This window comes from Roseomonas sp. OT10, assembly GCF_020991085.1.
GTDB classification, from domain to species: Bacteria; Pseudomonadota; Alphaproteobacteria; order Acetobacterales; family Acetobacteraceae; genus Roseomonas; species Roseomonas cutis.
The window spans coordinates 2195547-2214245 of the sequence record NZ_CP087719.1 but is presented as its reverse complement, the minus strand read 5'-3'; the positions used below and the strand labels follow the sequence as shown (position 1 = coordinate 2214245).

Here is an 18699-nt window from a genome sequence, read left to right as displayed (position 1 = left end):
GCCCGGCGTCAGAACGGGCGCGCGACCCTTTGTCGGAGGTTACGCGTGCGCGTGACCTGGGGCTGGCGGTCGGCCGGCTGCCGCCGGGGACGCACAACGCGATCACGGACGTGCCCGGGGTGCGGGTCGGCCACCGCACGCTGCGGGCCGGCGCGGATATCCGCACCGGCGTCACCGCCATCCTGCCCCATGGCGGCAGCCTGTACCGCGAGAAGGTGCCCGCCGCCGTGGCCGTGCTGAACGGCTTCGGCAAGAGCATCGGCCTCGTGCAGGTGGAGGAGCTGGGCGAGCTGGAGACACCCATCCTGCTCACCAACACCTTCGGCGTCGCCGCCTGTGCCGAGGCGCTGATCCGCCGTGCCATCGCGGAGGAGCCGCGCATCGGTCGCGACACCGCCACGGTCAACCCCGTGGTGATGGAGTGCAACGACGGCCACCTGAACGACATCCAGGCCATGGCCGTCACCCCGGCCGACGCCGTCGCCGCGCTGGACGCGGCCGGAGAAACCTTCGCCTCCGGCTCGGTCGGCGCCGGGACGGGGATGAGCTGCTACGGGTTGAAGGGCGGCATCGGCACCGCCTCCCGCCGCGTGGAGCTGGACGGGGCGGCGTTCCACCTGGGCGCGCTGGTGCTGGCGAATTTCGGCCGGCCCGGCGACCTGCGCCTGCCGGACGGGCGAAGCGCCGATCCGCGTGGCCCGGCCGCGCCGGAACGCGGCTCGGTCATCGTCGTGCTGGCGACGGACGTGCCGCTGGAGGCGCGCCAGCTTCGACGCGTGGCCCTGCGCGCCGGGGCGGGGATCGCGCGCACGGGGTCCTTCTGGGGCCATGGCAGCGGCGACATCGCGCTCGCCTTCGGCACCGCGCACCGCATCCCGCACGACCCGCCCGGCGCGATCCTCGAACGCCGGGTGCTGGCGGAGAGCCGGATCGACCCGCTCTTCGCCGCGGCGGCCGAGGCGACGGAGGAGGCGGTGCTGGATGCGCTGGCGGCCGCCGGGCCGGAGCGCGGCTTCCGCGGCCACCGGCGCAAGGCGCTGCGCGACCTGCTCAGCCGGCCGGGAAGCGGTCCCGGATGCGGCGGTTGAAGAAGGCGCCCGGGGAGGGGGCCTTCACGAACTGCTCGAACAGGGAGCGGGAGACGCCGCGGAAGACATAGGGCTGGCCACGGTGGCGGAACCAGACGGCGAGGCACGCGCTGGGCTCGTCGTGCTCGATGCGGCGGATGGCGGAGGACTGGATCTCGGGCATGTCGGGGATGGGGCGGCACCGTCGCCGCCCCTCCCATATGGGGTCCCCGGGGGCCGGAGACTACTCCTTCACCGCACCCGTCATCGAGGACACGTAGTAGTCCACGAAGAAGGAATAGAAGATCGCGACCGGCAGCGAGCCCAGCAGCGAGCCCGCCATCAGCGCCCCCCACTGGTACACGTCGCCCGTCACCAGCTCCGTCAGGATCGCCACGGGGACGGTCTTGTTCTGGCTGCTCTGGATGAAGGCCAGGGCGTAGATGAACTCGTTCCAGGACAGGGTGAAGGCGAAGATGCCCGCGCTGATCAGCCCCGGCACGGCCAGCGGCAGGGTGATCTGCCACAGGATCTGCAGCCGGGTCGCCCCGTCGATCAGGGCGCATTCCTCCAGCTCGTAGGGGATGGACTTGAAGTAGCCGATCAGCAGCCAGGTGCAGAAGGGGATCAGGAAGGTCGGATAGACCAGGATCAGCGCCAGCGGGCTGTCGAACAGCCCCAGCTGCACCACCATCGTCGCCAGCGGGATGAACAGGATCGACGGCGGCACGAGATAGGCGAGGTAGATCGCCAGCCCGACATACTGGCTGCCGCGGAAGCGCAGCCGCTGGATGGCATAGGCCGCGAGGGTGGAGGCGAAGAGGGAGAGGACGGTGGAGCCGATCGCCACCCCCATCGTCGTCATCAGCCAGCGCGGATAGGCCGTCTCGAACAGCAGCTTGTGGATGTGGTCGAGGGTCGGCGAGTTGATCCAGAACGGGTTGTTCCGCTGGAAGTCGTACAGCTCCGAGTTCGGTTTGAAAGAGGTGATCGCCATCCAGTAGAAGGGGAAGAGCAGGATGAAGACGAAGACCGCCAGCGGCAGGTAGATCGTCATCACCCGGCGCGCGCGGCTGTCCCAGTGCAGCAGCTCCGGCGCGGCATCGTCCTGCTTGTCGGTGGGCTGCTGCGTCGCGGCTGCGGCGGCGTCAGTCATTGGCCTCTCCCTGCTGCCACTTGCGCCGCGCGAGCGCGAAGTAGCTGAACAGCGTCGCGAAGACGAGGAAGGGGATCATCGAGACGGCGATGGCCGCGCCCTCGCCGAGCTGCCCGCCCGGGATGCCGCGCTGGAAGGCGAGCGTCGCCAGCAGGTGGGTGGAGTTCACCGGGCCGCCGCGCGTGATGGCGTAGACGAGCTGGAAGTCGGTGAAGGTGAAGATGATCGAGAAGGTCATCACGATGGCCAGGATCGGCAGCAGCATCGGGAAGGTGATGTAGCGGAAGCGCTGCCAGGGCGTGGAGCCGTCGATCAGCGCAGCCTCGTAGAGCGAGGGCGAGATGGTCTGCAGCCCGGCCAGCAGCGAGATCGCCACGAAGGGGATGCCGCGCCAGACGTTCGCCGCGATCAGGCTCCAGCGCGCCGGCCAGGCGGTGGAGATGAAGTCGATGTTGGTCTCGCGCAGGCCGAGCTTGATGAAGGCCCAGGAGATGATCGAGAACTGCGGGTCGTAGATCCACCAGAAGGCGATGGCCGAGAGCACCGTGGGCACGATCCAGGGCAGCAGCACGATGGCGCGCAGCAGGCTCTTGAACGGGACATGGTGGTTCAGCAGCAGCGCCAGCCACAGCCCCAGCCCGAACTTCAGGATGGTGGCGACGGCGGTGTAGAAGACGGAATAGAAGACCGCGCCCCAGAAGATCGGGTCCTCGAACAGGTACTCGAAGTTCTCCCAGCCCACCCAGATGCCCGGCCGCCCGATCGTGGTGTCGGTGAAGGCGAGGTAGATGCCCAACCCCAGCGGGTAGGTCAGGAAGGTCATCAGCAGCCCGACCGCCGGCAGCAGGCAGACGAAGATCAGGAACGCCTTGTTGTCGAACAGCCGGACGAGCCAGCCCGGATCCGACCGCCGCGCGACCCAGCGCGGCAAGGTTGCCTCGGACATCCGCCCCTCCCTCCCCGGTGCGGGTCGCCGCGGGGCGGCCTACCCCGCGGCGTGCGCCGCACCTCGCATGACGTGTTGCGGCGGCGACCCGGCCGGTTGTCCCGGACCGGGCGCCGCCGGATGCTCAGCCGCGCCGGCGGAAGTAGCGCTCGGCCCGCCGGGCCGCCTCGCGGGCCGCGGCCTCCGGCGTGGACTGGCCGGAGGCGGCGGCGGCGGCCATCTGCACCAGCACGTAGTCGTTGGTGGCGCTGGCCGAGGCCTCGCTGATCGGACCCTTGTAGCCGTTCCAGAAGGTGCTGCGCATGGTGTCCTTGAAGATCGAGATCTTCTCGTCCGACTTCCACACGGCCGATTCCGAGAAGGCCTCCAGCGGCTGCGACCAGTAGCCCAGATTGGCCTGCAGCCAGGGGTCGTACTGCTCCGTCTCGAACAGGAAGGTCAGCAGCGCCTTGGCGGCGTTCGGATAGCGGGAGTGCTTGAACACCATGGCGTTCATGGTGAGCCCCGCATTGGGCGTGGAATCCGCCTTCCCCTTCGGCACCAGGCTGTGGAACGTGTCGTCGGCGATGTGGCGCGTCGCCGGGTCGTTCTTCAGCGAGAAGTAGAGCGACACGCCGTTCTGCGTCAGCCACAGCTCCTGCGACGCATAGGCGCGGTTGTTCGACACGTCGTTCCACGCCGTCGTGCCCGGGATGAACTGCTGGTACAGCTCGCGCAGGTAGGTCAGCGCCTCCACCGTCTGGGGCGAGTTGATCCCGACCGAGCCGTCCTCGTTCACCAGCCAGGCGCCATGCGCCCAGACGATCCAGTTGGCGAAGGCGTTGCCGTCGCCCACCGCGTTGCCCAGGGCGAAGCCCATCGGCTTGTTCGCGGCCTTCAGCTTCTTGGCCAGGTCCAGGAAGCCCGCCATGTCGTCCGGCGGCGCCTGGTAGCCCACCTCGTTCAGCGCCGACTTGCGCCAGACCAGCGGCCCGCCGGTGGAGCCGAAGGGTAGGCCGATCCAGTTGTTCGTCCCGTGCTTCTTGCCGTAGCGCTGCGCCAGCGCCAGCCAGCCGCCGTAGCGGTTGCCGAGGTACTCGGCGACGTCGGTCAGGTCCACCAGCTTGTCGGCATAGACGTGCGGCGATTCGTTGAAGCCCACGATGGTGTCGGGGCCCGCGCCGGTATTCGCGGTCACCGCCGTCTGCTGGCTGATGTCCTCCCAGCCGACGAAGTCCACGCGCACCGGCACGCCGGTTTGCTGGGTGAAGCGGGCGCAGTTGGCGCGCCAGTTCTCCTCATCCGCCGGGACGAAGCGCACGGGCCGCAGCATGCGCAGCGTCGCGCCGCTCTCGATCGGCAGGCTCGGCGCCGGCACGTCCTTGCGCGCGATGTTGGACGCCGTCTGCGCCACGGCCGCGCCGCCGAGCTGGGTGGCCGCCATGGCCGCGGCGCTGGCCGCGAGCAGGCTGCGGCGGGTGATGATGTTCGCCATTCTCGTCGTCTCCCGTTGTGGTTCGGCCGTTGCCGTCCGTGTCAGATCCGCCTGCCGGTCTGCGCGTCGAACAGGTGGACCTGCCCGCTCTCCGGCCGCACCGGCAGCACGTCGCCCGGGCGGGCGGAGATCCTCTCGCGGAAGCTGCCCATCAGGTTCTGGTCGCCGACGCGGAGGATCACCTGCGTCTCGGCGCCGGTCGGCTCGACGAGCTGGACGGTGGCGGGGATCCCCTGCGGGTCCAGGCTGAGCTGCTCGGGGCGCAGCCCGTAGATGGCCTCCCGCCCCTCCGTGTCCGCGAGGCCCGGCGGCAGCGGCCAGGCGGTCCCGTTCGAACCGTTGGCATGGAAGGCGCCGCCGGAGACGCGACCGCGCAGCATGTTCATCGCGGGGCTGCCGATGAAGCCCGCGACGAAGGTGTTGGCCGGGTTGTCGTACAGCTCCAGCGGCGAGCCGATCTGCTCCACCCGCCCGCCGTTCATCACCACGATGATGTCGGCCATGGTCATGGCCTCGATCTGGTCGTGGGTCACGTAGACGGTGGTGACCTTCAGCCGCTGGTGCAGCTCGCGGATTTCGGTGCGCATCTGCACGCGCAGCTTGGCGTCCAGGTTCGACAGCGGCTCGTCGAACAGGAAGACCTGCGGGTTGCGCACGATGGCGCGCCCCATGGCCACGCGCTGCCGCTGCCCGCCGGAAAGCTGGCGCGGATAGCGGTCCAGCAGCGCCTCCAGCCCCAGGATCTTCGCCGCGCGCCCCACCTCCTGCGCCTTGGCCTCGGCCGGCGCGCCGGCGAGCTTCAGCGAGAAGGCCATGTTGTCGCGCACGGTCATGTGCGGGTAGAGCGCGTAGTTCTGGAACACCATGGCGATGTCCCGGTCCTTGGGCGGGACGTTGTTCACCACCCGGTCGCCGATGGCGATCTCGCCGCCGCTGATGTTCTCCAGCCCCGCCAGCATGCGCAGCAGGGTGGACTTGCCGCAGCCCGAGGGTCCGACCAGCACGCAGAACTGGCCGTCGGCGATCGACACGTCGACCCCGTGCAGGATCTGCGTGCTGCCGAAGTTCTTCCGGACGCCGCGAATGTCAACCGAGGCCATGCCGTGCCCGCAACACCGGCATGGCGGCGGCGAGGTGCCGCTGCATCATCCCGAACGTCTCCCGAGTAGTCGTTTCGCTGAGCCTAGGCAGGGGATGCCTTGTTCTGCAATGGGCACGCTATGCTGCGCCGCAAGGCAGATCGCCGCGTTCCCCGCCGGGCGCCGCGATCATTCCGCCCCGGGGGCGCTTGCGCCCGTCCGGAGCGGGGGCGAGGGTCCGGGCAGCCGACAGGGAGACACAGGCATGACCGACCTGACCGGGGTGCTCGCCCGCCTCGATGCCGCGGAAGCGGACACCAGGGCCCGCTATTTCGAGCTGCTTCGCATCCCGAGCGTGAGCGCCCAGCCGCCGCATGCGGCGGACTGCCGCCGTACCGCCGAATGGCTGAGCCGGGAGCTGGCGGAGCTGGGCTTCGAATCCGGCGTCCGCGACACCGCCGGGCATCCGGTGGTGGTGGCGCACCATCCCGGGCCCGAAGGGGCGAAGGGTCCGCACCTGCTCTACTACGGGCATTACGACGTGCAGCCGGCCGAGCCGCTGGAGCTGTGGAGCAGCCCGCCCTTCGAGCCGACCGTGGTGCCGGGGCCGCATGGCGACCGCGTCGTGGCGCGCGGCGCGGTGGACGACAAGGGGCAGGTGATGACCTGGCTCTCCGCCTTCCGCGCCTGGCACGCGGAGACGGGCAGCATGCCCACGCGCATCAGCGTGCTGGTCGAGGGCGAGGAGGAGGTCGGCAGCCCCAGCCTCGACGCCTTCCTGGAGGCCAATGCGGCGGAGCTGAAGGCCGATCTCGTCGTCGTCAGCGACACCAACATGTGGGATTTCGACACGCCGGCGCTGTCGACCCGGCTGCGCGGCCTGCTCTACACCCAGATCGACCTGCGCGCCGCCTCGCGCGACCTGCATTCGGGCATGTATGGCGGCTCCGCCCGCAACCCGCTCAACCTGCTGGCGCGCATCCTGGGCGAGCTGCACGACGCGGAGGGGCGCATCCAGCTTCCCGGCTTCTACGACGGCGTGCCGCCCGTCTCGAACGCCCAGGCGGCGCAGTGGGATTCGCTGGGCTTCGACGAGGCGCGCTACCTCGGCGACGTCGGCCTCTCCGTGCCGGTAGGCGAGCGTGGCTACGGCGCGCTGGAGCGGATCTGGGCGCGGCCGACCTGCGACGTGAACGGTATGTGGGGCGGCTATACCGGGGAGGGCTCCAAGACCGTCATCGCGGCGGAGGCGCATGCCAAGGTGTCCTTCCGCCTCGTCGGCACCCAGGACCCGAAGGCCATCGCCGCCTCGCTGAAGGACTTCGTGGAGGCGCGCCTGCCGCAGGACTGCGCGGCGGAGATCCAGGTCTTCGGCGCGGCCCCGGCGGTCGAGGTCCCGGCGGAGAGCCCGGCCATCGCCGCCGCCTCGCGCGCGCTGGAGGCGGAGTACGGCCGTGCCCCGGCGCTGGTCGGCTGCGGCGGCTCCATCCCGGTGGTGGAGAGCTTCCGCCGCATCCTGGGGATGGAGACGCTGCTGATGGGCTTCGGCCTGGATGACGACCAGGTGCACAGCCCGAACGAGAAGTTCGAATGGCGCTGCCTGACCCGCGGCGCCCGGGCGCATGCCCGGTTGCTGGGCGAGCTGGCGAAGTAGCCGGCCGGGGCGCGAGGCGGCAGCCGCCTCGCGCCTTCCGGCGGCGTCAGCCCGGTCGCGGCGCCAGCTCCGCCCGCAGGGCACGGATACGGGTGCGCAGCGCCTCGCGCAGGCTCGGCGAGGCGTGCGGCTTCATCCCCGCCAGCGTCTCCTCGAGCTCGCGCAGCAGCCGGCGCTTCTCGTCGCGGGTACGGTGGATGGGTTTGTTGTCGCTGAACTGGCCTTCGAAGGAGCGCATGGCTTCTCCCTTCTTCTCTCCCTGGGGTGGAATCTAGGCGCGCTGCGTTCCGCAGCATAGACCTCCCGGCCGGAAGGCCGGCGGCGGCCAAGACCGTGCGGAACGCCCGTGCCTGGTGAAACGCGCGGACCGGGCGTCAGTACTCGTATTCGTAGGAGAGGCCCGCGCTCTGCCCGTCCGTGCCGGCGCTGCTCTCCAGCTTCAGCCGCGGCGTCAGCTCGATCTGCACGCCCACGCGCGGCTGCCCTGTGGTCACGCCCGGATCGACGTTCAGGTAGATGCCGTCGCCGAGGTAGCCGCCCGCCTCCACGCCCGGGGTGCCGGCGGCGTTGCTGCCCACGCCCAGCCGGTCCAGTCCCAGGCGGCGGCCGATGCGGCTGAGGAAGCCGCCCCCCGCATCCTGTTCCATCAGGCCGGTGGCCCCCGCCAGGATCTGCGCCAGCTGGGCGATCTGGAAGGGCGAGAGGTTGGAGGCGGAGCGGTTGAACAGCAGTCGCGCCAGGACCTCGTCCTGCGGCAGCTCGGGCACCGAGGAGAAGACGATCTCCGGCCTGGTCGGCGGGCCGGTCACGGCGACGGTGATCTGCGTCGTCTGCACCGTCGTGCTGGCCAGGAAGTCCAGCTCCGGCATCACACCGTCATTGCCGAAATGCAGCTCCCCGCGGGAGAAGTTGAGGCGTCGGTCCAGCACCGTCAGTGTCCCGCGCACCATCTCCAGGTCGCCGGTGATGAGCGGGGTGGAGATGGTCCCGGTCACGCCAAGCTGCCCCTCCAGCTCCGAATCCAGCCCGCGGCCGCGCACGTAGAAACGGCCGGGCACCTGCAGCGTCAGGTCCAGGGCGAGGGGCGGCGCGGCCGGGTTGGCGGGGGCGCGCGCCGCGGCCGGGCGGGCGCCGCGGCCTGGCGCCGGGGCGCGCAGGTTCCGGCCGCGTTCCCGCACCTCGCCGAGGTCGACCACGCTGGTCGGCAGGTTCTCCGGAACCCCCAGCGTGGCGTTCGTCATCACCACCCGCCCGCCCAGGCGCATGCCGCTGCCCAGCCCGCCGCTGAGCTGCAGGTCGGCATCCATGGTGCCGGTGAAGAGGTCGCTCGCCGCCGGCTGGAGGTTGCGCGCCGTCATCGTCAGGTCGAGTGGCTGCCCGTCGACGAAGGGCTGCATCTGGCCCTGGGCGGTCAAGCTGCCCTGGCCCCCGCGCGCGGACAGGCTCTCCAGCACCACGCGGTCGCCGTCGAAGCGGAGCCGGGCGGTGATCGGCCGCAGGGCGACGCCGTATTCCAACTCCCGGAAGCTGCCGTTGGCGAGGGTCGCGCCGCCGGACATGCGGGGGCTGGAGACCGTCCCCTCGGCCCGCCCGTCGATCGTCATGCGCCCGGTGACCCGGCTTGCCCCGGCCGCGAGGAAGGGCCCCGCCAGCACCGCGACGTCGCCCTGGCCGCGCAGGGTCGCCTGCAACGGCGCATCGGCCCCCATGCCCTGTGGCAGCCGCGCCTCCAGCGTCGCATTCGCGGCGTTGCCGGCGCGCAGCTCCGCCCGGGCCTCCATCGCCTGGCCGCGCGTGCGGGCCGTGACGGTCAGGCTGGCCACGGGCAGGCCGCGGGCCCAGGGCGCGTCGGCGCGCAGCCCGGTCGCGCGCAGCTCGCCGTCGACCGCCGGCGCGGCGGTGCTGCCGGTCAGGCGGATGTCGCCCGCCACCGTGCCCTGCAACGCCGGGTCGGGGATGAAGGCGTTGACGATGGCGACCGGCAGGCTGGCGATGGTCGCGCGCAGGTCGGCCCGCTCCGGCCCCCAGCTGCCGGCGAGGCGCACCGTGCCGCCCGGCCGTCCCGCCAGGGTCAGGCCGGGGATGCGGATGCCGCCATCCGCGGCCTGGGTGATGGTGGCCGGGCTCGCGAGGCGAATCCCGAGCGCGCCGCGCTGCACCTCCAGCGACGCCAGGTTCACCGTGCGCTCGGGCCCGGCCAGGCCGAGCCGGGCACGGGTGCTGAGCCGCGCGTCGGCGGCGCTGAGCTGGGCGTTGAGGTTCAGCGCGGCGAGCGTGCCCTCCGCCTGCACCGTGCCCGCGACCGGCGTGCCGGCGGCGCTGAGCTGGTCCAGGCGCAGGTTCGCGCGCAACGCCTGCTCCCCCTCCGGGGTGGCGAGGCCGCGTGCCTCCAGCCGGAAGCCGCCGGCCAGCGGCGTGCCGGCCAGCTTCGACAGCGGGGCCAGGTCCCGCGCCTCGGCGACCACCTCGCCCTCGAACAGGGTGCGGCCCATGTCGAAGCGGCCATCGCCGCGCAGGGTGAGGGGTCCCAGCGCCGCCGCCAGCCGCTCGATGCGCAGGCTGACGTCCTCCAGCGCCGAGGCCGCATCGAGGCTGAGCGGCTGCCCGTCCAGCCGGCCGGAGAGTGTGGCCGTCCCCGTGGGCGGGGAGAGCCGGTCCAGCGCCGCCTCCAGCCGCACCGCCTCCAGCTTGCGCCCCTGCACCTCCAGCATGGCGCTGGTGACGTTCGCCCGCACGGCCGGCGCCGCCATGGTCCCGGTGACGCGCAGCTCCGCCTGCAGCTCTCCCCGGACGGGCTGCCCCAGGGCCCCGGCATTGGCCAGGTTCAGCCGTGCCGTGAGGTCGAGCGGGTCGCGATAGGCGCCGGAGGCGGTCACGGTCAGGCCCGCGCCGGTCAGCTCCAGCTGCTCGATGCGGCTGAGGTCGCCCCGCAGCGTCAGCACGGGCGCCTCGCCCAGCAGGCCGGGCGCGGGCTCGGGGAGGCGCGGGCGACGCATCGTCAGCCGGGCGTCGACGGCGGGTGCGGCGGTGGTGCCGGTGATCCGGCCCTCCAGCTCCAGCCCCGACCAGCCGATGCCGGCCGGCAGCAGGCTGCCCAGCGCGGCGGCATCGCCCATCCGCGCCTGCACCCGCAGGTCCAGCGGGTCCCGGATCGCGCCGGAGGCCGCGAGGCTCAGCCCCGCCCCGTTCACCTCCAGCCGCTCGATCCTGCTCTGGCTGCCGCGCAGCGCGACGGTCACGGCCTCGCCGATCAGCTCCGGCGGCGCCTGTGGCAGGCGCAGGGAGCGGATCGTCGCGCGCGCATCGAACCGGGGGTCGGCGCTGCTGCCGGTGACCGTGCCGTCCAGCTCCACGGCGGACCAGCCGATCCCGTCCGGCAGCAAGGCGCCGAGGCGGGCCGCCTCGCCCAGCCGGGCCCGGACCGCGAGGTCCAGGGTCGCGCCTGCGAAGCCGCGGGCTTCCACCGTCCCGGGGGCGGCGGTGATCGTCAGGGCGTTCAGCCGCAGCCCGCTGCCCTCCGGGCGCAGGTCCACGGCGAAGTCGCCGCCGGTCACCGGCTCGGGCAGCAGCGCCGGGGCGTCCAGCCGGCCCCGTGCCTGCAGCCCCAGCCCGCCGGTCGCGGGCAGCGCCAGCATGCCGCTGGCCTCGGCGGCAAGGCCATCGCCGACCCGGGCGGAGAGGCTGAGCGCCGCGCCCTCCGCCGGGCCATCCAGGCCGATCCGCGCCGAGGCGGGGGCGGGGGGGATGCCCAGCAGCCCCGCGACGACCCCGCCCGAAGGCTCGTCATAGGCGAGGTTCAGCTTCACCTGCTGGCCCGGGGCCAAGGCCACGTCGGCGTCCAGGTGCCCCGGCGCGTCCAGGCGGCGCCCCTTCACCCCGAGGAAGAGACCGTCCGCGCCCCAGCGCCCGCCGGCCTGGAGGTTCAGCGCGGCGGGCATGCCGGCCACGGCCTCGCCGATCTCCAGGCGCTTCACCTCCAGGGCCTCGATCGCGATGCCGATGGGCAACTGCGGCAGTTGCGGCAGCAGGCTCGCCGGCTCCTGGGGCGGCTCCGGGGCGGATTCGCCGACGGGGGTGCGGGAGAGGGTGATCCGCTCCGCGCTGACGGTGCGAAGGCGGACCTCGCGGCGGAGCAGCGCCCGCAGGTCGAGGTCGAGCCTCGCATCCTCGACGACGAGATAGGGGCCCTCGCGGTCGGAGAGCACGATCCGGCGCACCTGCGGGCCGCCCGGGATGGTGCCGTGCAGCCCTTCCAGCTGGAGGCCCGGCACGTTCTCGCTGGCCAGCCGTGCCAGCATCGCCTGGCCCGGGCCGAGGTTGACGAAGGCCAGCGCGCCCAGGACCAGGACCACCGGCAGCAGCAGCAGAACGAGCAGGGCGACGCCGCCCCAGCGAAGGAAGCGGCGCATCAGAAGGCCTGCCCGATCCCGACATAGAGGCCGAAGCTGTTGTTCCCCGGCTCCTGGTTCAGCGGGATGGCGACGTCGGCGCGGATGGGCCCGATCGCCGTGGCGTAGCGCAGGCCGAGCCCGGCGCCGAAGCGGAGCTGGCCGAAATCCGGCATCTCGTCCGTGCCGACGCTGCCCGCATCGACGAAGGCGGCCATGCCCCAGGGCCCGCTGATCCGCTGCCGCACCTCCACGCTCGCCTCCACCAGGGAGAGGCCGCCGCGCGGCCGGCCGGAGCGGTTGCGCGGCCCGATCCGCTGGAAGTCGTAGCCGCGGACCGAGCCGCCGCCGCCGGCATAGAAGCGCAGATGCGGCGGGACCTGCCCGGCCTCCGAGCCGACGATGCTGCCCAGCGAGCCGCGCAGCGCCAGGATGGTGCCCTGGTCGTGCCGCAGGTCGAAATAGGTGCTGCCTCCGGCGCGGATGCGGACGAAGACGTTGCTGCCGTTCAACGAATAGATCGGCGAGACCAGCAGGTTGGCGCGCTGCCCGCGCGACGGGTTCAGCACGTTGTCCGTGTCGTCCCACAGGGCGGTGCCGATCAGCCCCACCAGCTGATTGTTCGTCTTGATCCCGTCCTCCGTGGTGTCGCCGTATTCCATCAGCACGCCGCCCGACAGGGTCAGGCGGGGCTCGGGCCTCGTCTCGAGCGCCACGTTCGCGGTGACGGCATCGCGGTCGTAGGCCAGCAGGCGCTCGCGCAGGGCGGCGACCTCCATCACCAGGGACATGTTGCGCCCGAACAGCCAGGGCTTGCGGAGATTGGCCGAGACCCGGGCGTTCAGATTGTCGCCGGAGGCGCTTTCCGTGGTGCGGCCGACCTCCGCCTCCAGCCTCAGGCGCTCCGCCGCGCCAAAGATGTTGCGGTGCTCCCAGTAGATGCGGCCGGTGGGGCCGTTGCGCGTCTCGTAGGCGATGGTGCCGCCGATGGCACGGAAGGGCCGCTCGGCCACCAGGAAGGTGACCGGCAGCCGGCCGCTGGCATCCAGCTGCTCTGCCGCGCGGGCGCGGGCGGTGCCGAAGACGCCGAGCGCCACGATGTCGCGCCGCACCCGGTCGAGCTGCCGCGGGTCATAGGGCCGGTCCTCCAGCTGCCCGGCCACCGCGCGCAGCAGCCTGGGGTCCACATGGGTCGCGCCCTCCACCTCCGGCATGGCGAAGCGGGCCCGGGGGCCCGGGGCCAGGACGTAGGTGACCTCCATCAGCCGCGTGTCGTGGTCGACCACCACCTCCCGCCGGGCGATCGCCGCGAAGGGGTGGCCGGCCTCCCGCAGACCGGTCAGCAGGCGCTCGCCGGCGTTCACCACCTCCTGCGCCCGGGCCGGATCGCCGGGGGCGAGGCCGGACACCTCCCCCGCCGCGGTGATGTCCGCCTCGGGCGCCTCCGGCGTCACGCGCACGCTGCCGATGGTATAGCGCGGCCCGGTCTCCGCCCCGATGGTGGCCCTCACCGGGCCAGGCGCGGCCGCCAGCCGCTGGGCCAGCAGGGGGGCATCCGGCGCCTCGCCGTTGAGGAGGACCACCGGGCGGCCGTCGTAGTAGCCCTCCGCCCGCAGCGCGCGGATCAGCGCGCCCTGGTCCTGCAGGGCCCGGGCGACCAGCCCTTCGGCCGTGGTGGGGGCGGCCGCCTGCAGGCGCCGCAGCGCCGAGACGCCCTGCAGCAGGGTGTCCAGCGTCCCGTCCCCGGTCGGCCGCAGTTCCGTCTCATAGGGCAGGGTCGGCTCGGCGATGTCGTCGGCGGGCGCCGGGAGGGGCGCGGGGCCCTGGCCGGTCGCGACGCCGGGCGCGGCCTCCCGGTCGGGGTCGGCCGGCGCGGCGGCCGGACGGGGCTGGGCGGCAGGCCAACCGGCCGGAAGGCAGACGAGAAGCGGCAGCAGGAGCGGCAGGGCGAGCAGGCGGGGGTGGAGAACGGGCAACGGACGGGCTATCCCCCTCGCTATGGACCAATCCCTTGTCGAGATGCTGACGGGGTGGCGCCGCCACCTCCATGCCAACCCGGCCCCGACGTTGGAAGAAGGGCCGACGGCGGAGTTCGTTGTCTCGCGCCTCCGTGAACTCGGCGTGGAGGATATCGTCCCGGGGGTGGGAGGTCACGGGGTGGTTGCCACCCTGCGCCGCGGCGGCGGCAACCGCTCGGTCGGGCTGCGCGCCGACATGGATGCCCTGCCGATCCAGGAGGCGCCGTCCGACCTGCCCTGGCGCAGCACGCGGCCGGGGGTGATGCATGCCTGCGGCCATGACGGGCATACCACCGCGCTGCTCGGCGCGGCCGCGCTGCTGCTGCGCGACGACAGCTGGTCCGGCACGGTGCGGCTGGTCTTCCAGCCGGCCGAGGAGGGTGGCGGCGGCGCCCGCGCCATGGTGGAGGACGGGCTGTTCCAGCGCTTCCCGATGGAGCGCATCTTCGGATGGCACAACTGGCCCGGCCTGCCGGTGGGCACCATCGCCGTCCACGACCATGCGGTGATGGCGGCCGGCAACCGCTTCGAGGTGACGGTGCGGGGCCATGCCGGCCATGCCGCCCTGCCGCATCTGGCGCGGGACCCGATCGTGGCGGCGGGGCACTTCATCGTGGCCACCCAGTCCATCGTCGCCCGCTCGCTCGACCCGATGGACACCGGCGTGATCAGCCTGACCACGATCGGCGGCGGCGAGGCCTTCAACCAGATCGCCTCGGAGGTGCTGATCCGCGGCTCGGCCCGCTACCTGCGGCCGGAGGTCGGGCAGCAGATCGCCTCCTCCCTGGACCGCATCGCCGAGGGGGTCTCCACCACCTTCGCGGTGAAGGTCGAGGTCCGCCAGCTGCTCGGCATCGACCTGACCGCCAACACGCCGGACGAGCGGGAGATGGCGGCCGAGGCCGCCGCGAGCGTCGCCACCCTCCGCCGCGACGTGCCGCCCGCCATGACCGGGGAGGATTTCAGCCGCTTCCTGCAGGAGGTGCCGGGCGCCTTCGTCTGGATCGGCAACGGCCCGACCGATGGCGGGCGGGAGCTGCACAACCCGCATTACGACTTCGACGACCGCGTGCTGCCCTATGCCAGCCGCTACCTCGTCGAGGCGGCCAAGAGCGCCCTGGCCCCGGACCAGGGCTGAGCCGCGCTCAGGCGGCCCAGCGCCGCCGCAGCCAGGCGGCGCAGGCGGCCGTCGCCGCATCGGCCGCCGCCACCCGCCCCTGCGCCCGCAGGAAGCCGTGCGCGGTGCCAGCGAGGAGGTGCCACTCCACCGGCACGCCCGCGGCGCGCAGCCTTGCCGCCATCGCCTCGTTCTCGCCGCGCAGCACGTCCAGCTCCGCCACCGGCATCACCACCGGGGGGAGGCCGCCCAGCTCCGCCGCCAGCGGCGCGGCAAGGGGGCTGCGCCGGTCCGCCTCCTCCGGCGCGTAGAGGCGCCAGAACAGCCGCATCCGCTCCCGGGTCAGGCCATAGCCTTCGGCGAACTCGGCATAGGTCGGCGTGTCGCAGCCGGCATCATAGACCCCATAGGCCAGCAGCAGGCCGGCCAGGGCGAGGCCCGGATCCGTCTCGCGCAGCCGCAGCGCCGCGGCCAGGGCCAGGTTCGCCCCGGCGGAATCGCCGCCGATGACCAGCCTGGTCCCGTCGAGTCCGAGGTCCGCGCCCTGCCGTGCGACCCAGCGCGCGGCGTCCAGGCTCTCCTCCAGCCCCTGGGGGAAGGGGTGCTCGGGCGCCAGCGCGTAGTCCGGGGCCAGGACGGCGCAATCCCCGGCCAGGGCCAGCACGCGGGTGAGGCGGTCATGCGTGTCGATGCTGTTCCAGGCCCAGCCGCCGCCGTGCAGGAACAGCAGCACCGGCAGCGCGGCGTCCCGGCGCGGCCGGTGCAGGCGGCAGGTCACCTCCCGCCCCGCCAGGGGCAGGCGCAGGTCGCGGCTCTCTGCCATGGCCGGCCCGCCCGCCGCGAGCGGCAGGTTCAGCCATTCCGTCCGGCGCCGGGTCCCCGCCAGATCGACGGCCGGGTCCGGGATCGGGTCCGGCCGGGCAGCCGCATCCATGACGCGCTGGAACTGCAGCATCTCCGGGTCCCAGCGGGGGTCGTGCATCGGTGGTCGGTCCTGGCCTGTCCTTCGGGCGGGCGAGTGCAGCCCGTTCCGCCCATCGCCGCAACAGCCGGGCCGCAACACCTGGAGAGCGGCCGGATCGCGGTTGCCGTTCCGCCGGTCCGGCCGCACCTTGCGCCGCGATGCACGAGCTTCCGCCCTTGCCGCGCGCGGCGCGCCCCGGCTTCCGGGAGACGGCGCTGCTCTCGCCGCGCCGCGTCGCGCTGCTGGCCGATCCCGCGCTGCCGGAATCGGCGATCCTGGCGCGGAACCTCGCCTCCGGCGGCTTCCGCGGGGCGCTGCACGCGGTCGGGCAGGGCTGGGACGGGCTTGACACCGTGCCCGACCTGGCGTCGCTGGAGCAGCCGCCCGACGTCGCCGTCCTCGCCCTGCCGCCCGCGGCCCAGGAGCAGGCGATGCGCGACCTGGCGGCGCGCGGCTGCCACGCGGCGGTGGTGCCGGTCCATGCGCCGGATCTGACGGCGCTGACCGTGCGGACGGGGGTGCGGGCGGTCGGGCAGCGCTCCTTCGGCCTGGCGATCCCGGCCATGGGGCTGAACGCCACCCTCTCGCACCTGCCGCTGCGGCCGGGGCGGCTGGCGCTGCTGTGCCAGTCGGCCACCCTGGCCCGGGTGATCCTGGACTGGGCGGCGGCGGAGGGTGTGGGGTTCAGCCTGATCCTGGGCATCGGCAGCAACGCGGATATCGGATTCGCCCGCGCCCTGGACTGGATCTCGCGCGATACCGCCACCAACGCGGTGCTGCTCGACCTGCGCCGGATCAAGCTGCGGCGTGCCTTCATCTCCGCCGCCCGCGCCGCCGCCCGAACCCGCCCGGTGGTGGCGGTGCGGCCGGGCAGCTCCTCCGGCGGCGCGCCCGGCACCAGCGATGCGGTGATGGAGGCGGCGCTGCGCCGCGCCGGCGTGCTGCGGGTCACGGGGCTGGAGGCGCTGTTCTCGGCGGCGGAAACCCTGGCGCGGCTGCGGGTCTCCGGCCGGCGCCGGGCGGCGGAGGCGGACCAGGTGGCCGTGGTGGCCAACGGGCTCGGGCCGGCGCTGATGGCGGCGGATGCGGCGGTCAATGGCGGCGGGCGGCTGGCGGCGATCCCCGAGGCGGCGCGGGCCATGCTGGACCTCGCCCTTCCCGAGGGCTGGCACGGGGTCAACCCGCTGGTCCTGCCGCCCGGCCAGGGGCACCGGCTGGCGGAGGCCGCCGCCATGCTGGCCGCCCTGCCGGAGGTGGGGTCGGTCGTGGCCGTGCACTCCCCGATGCCGGAGGAGGATGGCGATACGGCTGCGGCGGCGATGGCGGCGCTGGCCGGCCAGCGCGGCGCGCCGCTGCTGGTGGGGTGGCTGGGCCAGGCGACGGCGGGTCCGCAGCGCCATGCGCTGGCCACGGCCGGGCTGGCGGTCTTCCCGACGCCGGAGGCCGCCGTGCGCGGCGCCCTGCATCTGGCGGAGGATCTGCGCAACCGGGTCGTGGCGGCGGAGCTGCCGCCGCGCGAGGTGCTGGAGCTGAGCCCCGACCGCGCCGCGGTCCGCGCCCTGCTCGACAGGGCCCGGTCCGAGTCCCGCCTGACCCTGAACGAGGCGGAGGCGCTGTCCGTGCTCGACGCCTATGGCGTGCCCACCGTGGCGCGGCATGCGGTGCGAGGGCCGGACGAGGCCGCCCGGGCCGCCATGCTGCTGGGCTTCCCGGTGGCGATGAAGGTCCTCTCGCCGGACCTTCCCGCCAAGACGGAGGTGGGCGGCGTGGTGCTGGGCCTGCGCGACGTGAAGTCGGTGCGGGCCGCCGGCCGGGATCTGCTGGCGCGCATGGCGGCCATGGACCCGCCGCCGCGCGTGGACGGGCTGCTGGTCGAGCGGCAGGCGGGGAAGGGGACGGAGCTGCGGCTGCGGGTCGGCGACGACGCGATGTTCGGCCCCTGGATCGGCTTCGGCGCGGGCGGGACGGCAGCGGACCTGACGGCGGACGAGGCGGTGGACCTGCCGCCGCTGAACCGCATCCTGGCCGATGCGCTGATCGCCCGGACCCGGCTGGTGAAGCGCCTGCGGGGCTGGCGCGACCACCCGGCCGTGGCGCTGGGGGAGGTATCGGCGGCGCTGGTGCGGCTGTCGTCTCTGGTGGTGGATTTCCCCGAGATCGCGAGCGCCTCGATCAATCCGCTGCTCGCCGACCCGGCCGGGGTGCTGGCACTGGATGCGGACATCCGGCTGCGTCCCGCAGGGGAGGCCGGGCAGCTCGCGATCGCGCCCTATCCGGCGGAGCTGGGCGAAGGCTGGACGTCGCCGGATGGGCGCCGGCTGGTGATCCGGCCGATCCGGCCCGAGGATGCGGCCGCCCATGCCGAGGCCTTCGGCCAGCTCGACCCGCAGGACATCCGCTGGCGCTTCTTCAGTGCCGCCCGCGCCCTGACGCCCGACCAGATCTACCGCCTGACGCAGATCGACTACGACCGGGAGATGGCCTTCATCGCCACGGAGGCGGCGGAGGGCCGCTTGCCCCGCACCGTGGGCGTGTCGCGCCTGGTGCGCGAAGGGGATGGCCGCACCGCGGAGTTCGCCGTCATCGTCGGCCCCGAATGGAAGGGGACGGGCCTCGCGCGGCACCTGATGCGACGGGTGATCGACTGGGGGCGCTCGGTGGGCGTCCAGCGGATCACCGGGCAGGTGCTGGCCGACAACCAGCCGATGCAGCACTTCATCGGGAAGCTGGGCTTCACGCTGCGCCGGGTGGAGGCCGACCTGTTCGAGGCCTCGCTGGACCTCACCACGCCCGAGGGCGAGGCCCCGGCGGGCGGCGCACCGGGCTGAGGCCGGGC

Annotated in this window: 13 protein-coding genes; 4 read left to right on the top strand and 9 right to left on the bottom strand. The window is 73.4% G+C overall.

Translation table 11 applies throughout. The annotated features are described in order from the left end of the window. Nucleotides 1-29: 29 nt before the first annotated feature. Entirely contained in the window at nucleotides 30-1088 is a 1059-nt protein-coding gene (locus tag LPC08_RS10205) for a DmpA family aminopeptidase (protein WP_230452579.1), read from the top strand. Here the strand turns inward: LPC08_RS10205 and LPC08_RS10200 are convergent. The 5 genes from LPC08_RS10200 to LPC08_RS10180 form a co-directional block, all read right to left on the bottom strand. Further along, the gene (locus LPC08_RS10200; RefSeq protein ID WP_230452578.1) at nucleotides 1051-1251 is read right to left on the bottom strand and encodes a KTSC domain-containing protein; all 201 of its coding nucleotides are present in this window, start codon (nucleotides 1249-1251) and stop codon (nucleotides 1051-1053) included. The two genes, LPC08_RS10205 and LPC08_RS10200, sit on opposite strands and share 38 nt — an antisense overlap. A 60-nt stretch (nucleotides 1252-1311) precedes the next feature. Next, the gene (locus LPC08_RS10195; protein WP_230452577.1) at nucleotides 1312-2223 is read right to left on the bottom strand and encodes a carbohydrate ABC transporter permease; all 912 of its coding nucleotides are present in this window, start codon (nucleotides 2221-2223) and stop codon (nucleotides 1312-1314) included. Next, nucleotides 2216-3169: a carbohydrate ABC transporter permease gene (locus LPC08_RS10190; RefSeq protein WP_230452576.1), complete on the bottom strand. Its 954-nt coding sequence runs from the start codon at nucleotides 3167-3169 to the stop codon at nucleotides 2216-2218. Before LPC08_RS10190 ends, LPC08_RS10195 begins: the two co-directional genes overlap by 8 nt. A gap of 124 nt (nucleotides 3170-3293) precedes the next feature. Continuing rightward, entirely contained in the window at nucleotides 3294-4643 is a 1350-nt protein-coding gene (locus tag LPC08_RS10185) for an ABC transporter substrate-binding protein (protein WP_230452575.1), read from the bottom strand. 41 nt (nucleotides 4644-4684) lie between these two features. Beyond that, nucleotides 4685-5743 carry an ABC transporter ATP-binding protein gene (locus tag LPC08_RS10180; RefSeq protein ID WP_230452574.1) on the bottom strand — a complete coding sequence of 353 codons (1059 nt, stop codon included), beginning with the start codon at nucleotides 5741-5743 and terminating at the stop codon, nucleotides 4685-4687. A gap of 244 nt (nucleotides 5744-5987) precedes the next feature. On the opposite strand from LPC08_RS10180, the gene LPC08_RS10175 reads away from it, so the two are divergent. Then, nucleotides 5988-7376 carry a dipeptidase gene (locus tag LPC08_RS10175; RefSeq protein WP_230452573.1) on the top strand — a complete coding sequence of 463 codons (1389 nt, stop codon included), beginning with the start codon at nucleotides 5988-5990 and terminating at the stop codon, nucleotides 7374-7376. Nucleotides 7377-7422: 46 nt separating this feature from the next. Here LPC08_RS10175 and LPC08_RS10170 read toward each other — a convergent pair whose 3' ends face one another. The 3 genes from LPC08_RS10170 to LPC08_RS10160 all read right to left on the bottom strand — a co-directional run bounded on the left by LPC08_RS10170 (nucleotide 7423) and on the right by LPC08_RS10160 (nucleotide 13740). Continuing rightward, entirely contained in the window at nucleotides 7423-7614 is a 192-nt protein-coding gene (locus LPC08_RS10170; RefSeq protein ID WP_230452572.1) for a hypothetical protein, read from the bottom strand. A 136-nt stretch (nucleotides 7615-7750) separates the two neighbouring features. Continuing rightward, a complete protein-coding gene (locus LPC08_RS10165) occupies nucleotides 7751-11785 on the bottom strand; it encodes a translocation/assembly module TamB domain-containing protein (RefSeq protein WP_230452571.1) in 4035 nt (1344 codons plus the stop codon). Next, nucleotides 11785-13740: an autotransporter assembly complex protein TamA gene (locus tag LPC08_RS10160; protein WP_230452570.1), complete on the bottom strand. Its 1956-nt coding sequence runs from the start codon at nucleotides 13738-13740 to the stop codon at nucleotides 11785-11787. The genes LPC08_RS10165 and LPC08_RS10160 overlap by 1 nt, the downstream gene beginning before the upstream one ends. 22 nt (nucleotides 13741-13762) lie before the next feature. Here LPC08_RS10160 and LPC08_RS10155 point away from each other — a divergent pair, with 22 nt between their 5' ends. Then, complete coding sequence (locus LPC08_RS10155) at nucleotides 13763-14920, top strand: amidohydrolase (RefSeq protein WP_230452569.1); 1158 nt, start codon at nucleotides 13763-13765, stop codon at nucleotides 14918-14920. Between the two features lie 7 nt (nucleotides 14921-14927). On the opposite strand, the gene LPC08_RS10150 is transcribed toward LPC08_RS10155, so the two are convergent. After that, nucleotides 14928-15881, bottom strand: a complete 954-nt coding sequence (locus tag LPC08_RS10150) for an alpha/beta hydrolase (RefSeq protein ID WP_230452568.1) — start codon at nucleotides 15879-15881, stop codon at nucleotides 14928-14930. A 140-nt stretch (nucleotides 15882-16021) separates the two neighbouring features. On the opposite strand from LPC08_RS10150, the gene LPC08_RS10145 reads away from it, so the two are divergent. Further along, entirely contained in the window at nucleotides 16022-18691 is a 2670-nt protein-coding gene (locus LPC08_RS10145; RefSeq protein WP_230452567.1) for a bifunctional acetate--CoA ligase family protein/GNAT family N-acetyltransferase, read from the top strand. Nucleotides 18692-18699: the final 8 nt, after the last annotated feature.